Genomic DNA, 2,775 nt, shown 5'->3' with positions numbered 1-2,775 from the left:
CGTCGAGGCCCGGTGGATGCCGAGGGGGGAGACGCGCCGTGGTGGAGCCGGAGGCCGAGGGTGGGCTGTTCCCCGTGCCGCGGGGGATCCCAGGGCGGCAGAGGGTCCAGGGGCGCACCACCGAGGCCACGAAGGCATCCCGGTCCGGCTCCGGCATCCACACGGCCGCCTGGTCGAGATACCAGGCGATAATCCACAGCCGGTGCCAGTCGAGCGCCCACACCTCGGCGGGTAGGCCCCCGCGGGGACGGGACGTCTCCGCCGCGCCGCCAGCCCTGATGTAGGCCCAGATCATCCACCGAAGACTCGCCGGGTCCGCCCATCGAGTTGTCCGGAGGGGATTGTCGCCTTCAGGCGACAGGGGAATCCGCTACGGACCGCAAGTGACTAGACATGCCACGCTGGTATAGTCGGTGGCATGGGACGGCAGGTGACGGCGGGCGCGGGCGGGGTCTACGACCTCGGCTACCACGTCGTGTGGTGCCCCAAGTATCGCCGTCCCGTGCTCACCGGCGGGGTGCGCGAGCGGCTTGACGCGCTGCTGCGCGAGAAGTGCGCCGAGCATKACTGGCCGGTCATCGCGCTGGAGGTCGAGCCGGACCACGTGCACCTGTTCGTCAAGGCTCACCCGAAGCACTCCCCGTCGTACGTTGCGAACCAGTTGAAGGGCTTCACGTCCCACGTGCTACGCGGCGAGTTCGCGCACCTGCGCTCCCGGCTGCCCACGCTCTGGTCCCGGTCGTACTTCGTGGCGACCGTCGGCGCGGTGTCAGCCGGGACGGTGACCCGGTACATCGAGACGCAGAACGAACGCCCGTGGCGCAAGGCGGCGGCGCGGTGAGGCGGACGTACAAGTTCCTGCTGCGCCCGACGGCGCATCAGGTCGCGTCGTTGACCGTGATGCTGAACGACCACCGCGCGCTCTACAACGCGGCGTTGCGGGAGCGTCGGGGCGCCTACGCGCACCCGTCGAAGACCAGGGTCGAGTACGGGGACCAAGTCGGCCCAGCTGAAGGACATCCGGGCGTACGACCCACCTCAGGCCCGATGGTCGTTCTCCTCCCAGTAGGCCACCCTGCGACGCCTCAACCTGTCGTTCGCCGCGTTCTTCCGCCATGTGAAGGCTGGCGAGACGCCCGGCTACCCGCGCTTCAAGGGCGCCGGGCACTTCGACACCGTGACGTGGCCTGTCGACAACGACGGCTGYCGTTGGGACTCCCAGCCTGACAACCCGGCCCGGACGTTTGTGCGGTTCCAGGGTGTCGGGCACGTGAAGGTCCACCAGCGCCGGCCGGTACAGGGCGCAGTCAAGATCCTGTCCGTCAAACGCGAGGGTGTCAACTGTCGCTCGTCCAGTAGTCATTGGCGCTCTATAGTGAGCTATGATGGTCATGTGAACCTCAAGGAGTGGGCCGAGTCGCAGGGTGTGGCGTATGTGACCGCGCGCCGTTGGTACGCGGCCGGCAAGCTCCCAGTTCCGGCGCGCAGGGTCGGCGGGCTGATCCTCGTCGGCGAACCTGACCAGCCGACGGGCGATGGGCTGACCGCCGTGTACGCCCGGGTGTTGTCGGCGGACCAGCGTCCCGACCTGGACCGGCAGGTCGCCCGGGTGACAGCCTGGGCGACCGGGCAGAACCTGCCCGTCGGCAAGGTCGTGACCGAGGTCGGCTCGGCACTCAATGGCCACCGCCGGAAGTTCCTTGCGCTGCTGCGCGACCCGGACGTGGCGACGATCGTCGTCGAGCACCGGGACCGGTTTGCCCGGTTCGGCGCCGAGTATGTCGAGGCGGCGCTGTCGGCGCAGGGCCGGCGGCTGCTGGTCGTCGACCCGGGCGAGGTYGACGACGACCTGGTGGGCGACGTCACCGAGATCCTGACGTCGCTGTGCGCCCGGTTGTACGGTCGCCGGGCCGCCGTGAACCGTGCCACGCGTGCGGTCGCCGCCGCCACCGAGGCAGCCGAATGACGACGTTGCAGGCGTACCGGTTCGCCCTCGACCCGAACGACGCCCACCTGGCCGGCCTGGCCCGCCACGCCGGGGCGGCCCGGTTCGTCTACAACTGGGGCCTGGCCCGGGTGAAGGCGGCGCTCGCGCAGCGCGACGCCGAGCAGAGCTACGGCCTGACCGGCGACGCGCTCACCGCGGTGCCGTGGACGCTGCCCGCGCTGCGGCTGCGCTGGAACCAGGTGAAGAACGACGTTGCCCCCTGGTGGAGCGAGTGCTCGAAGGAGGCGTACTCGGCCGGGCTCGACCAGCTTGCCCGCGGGTTGAAGAACTTCACCGACTCCCGGCAAGGGAAGCGGAAGGGCCGGCGGGTCGGCTTTCCCCGGTTCAAGAAGCGGGGAAAGGCCCGTGACTCGTTCCGGTACACCACCGGCGCCTACGGCCCGGCTGACGAGACCTACGTGAAGCTGCCCCGGATCGGGCGGGTGAAGGTCCACGAGCCGATGGGCGCCCTGACCGGCCGGCTGGCCGACGGACGKGCSCGRCTGYTCGGCGTGACCGTGTCCCGGACTGCTGACCGCTGGTTCGTGTCGTTCACCGTCGAGGTCGACCGCGACGTTCCCGAGCGGCCGTCGCGACGGCAACGCGCGGGCGGCCCGGTGGGCGTCGACCTCGGCGTGAAGCACCTCGCYGTTCTGTCGACCGGGCAGACCGTTCCCAACCCGAAGCACTACCAGCGGGCCGAACGGCGACTGCGCCGGGCGTCGCGGGCCCACGCCCGGTCGAAGCCGGGCAGCGCTGGGCGGCGGCAGCGCGCCGCCCAGCTCGCG

At 70.7% G+C, this 2,775-nt stretch carries 3 protein-coding genes and 2 pseudogenes; 4 read left to right on the top strand and 1 reads right to left on the bottom strand.

Annotation, left to right across the window (positions count from 1 at the left end; genetic code table 11):
* A pseudogene (locus CcI156_RS26075) lies at positions 1-295 on the bottom strand (hypothetical protein); the annotation flags it as partial.
* Between the two features lie 123 nt (positions 296-418).
* Between CcI156_RS26075 and tnpA the strand changes: the two are divergent.
* The 4 genes and pseudogenes from tnpA to CcI156_RS23460 all read left to right on the top strand — a co-directional run.
* Positions 419-841: an IS200/IS605 family transposase gene (gene tnpA / locus CcI156_RS23475; RefSeq protein WP_076808308.1), complete on the top strand. Its 423-nt coding sequence runs from the start codon at positions 419-421 to the stop codon at positions 839-841.
* Positions 838-1,336 (top strand): annotated as a pseudogene (locus tag CcI156_RS23470) (helix-turn-helix domain-containing protein); the annotation flags it as partial. The gene tnpA and the pseudogene CcI156_RS23470, both read left to right, overlap by 4 nt.
* A gap of 57 nt (positions 1,337-1,393) precedes the next feature.
* Positions 1,394-1,966 (top strand): IS607 family transposase, encoded by a 573-nt coding sequence (locus CcI156_RS23465; protein WP_035942210.1) that lies wholly within the window; start codon positions 1,394-1,396, stop codon positions 1,964-1,966.
* On the top strand, positions 1,963-2,775 hold an 813-nt coding region (locus CcI156_RS23460), incomplete at its 3' end, for an RNA-guided endonuclease TnpB family protein (protein WP_139341608.1). The genes CcI156_RS23465 and CcI156_RS23460, both read left to right, overlap by 4 nt.

Origin of the sequence: Frankia sp. CcI156, assembly GCF_001983015.1 — a bacterium.
GTDB lineage: Bacteria > Actinomycetota > Actinomycetes > Frankiales > Frankiaceae > Frankia > Frankia casuarinae.
This window is presented reverse-complemented; position numbering and strand designations above follow the sequence as displayed.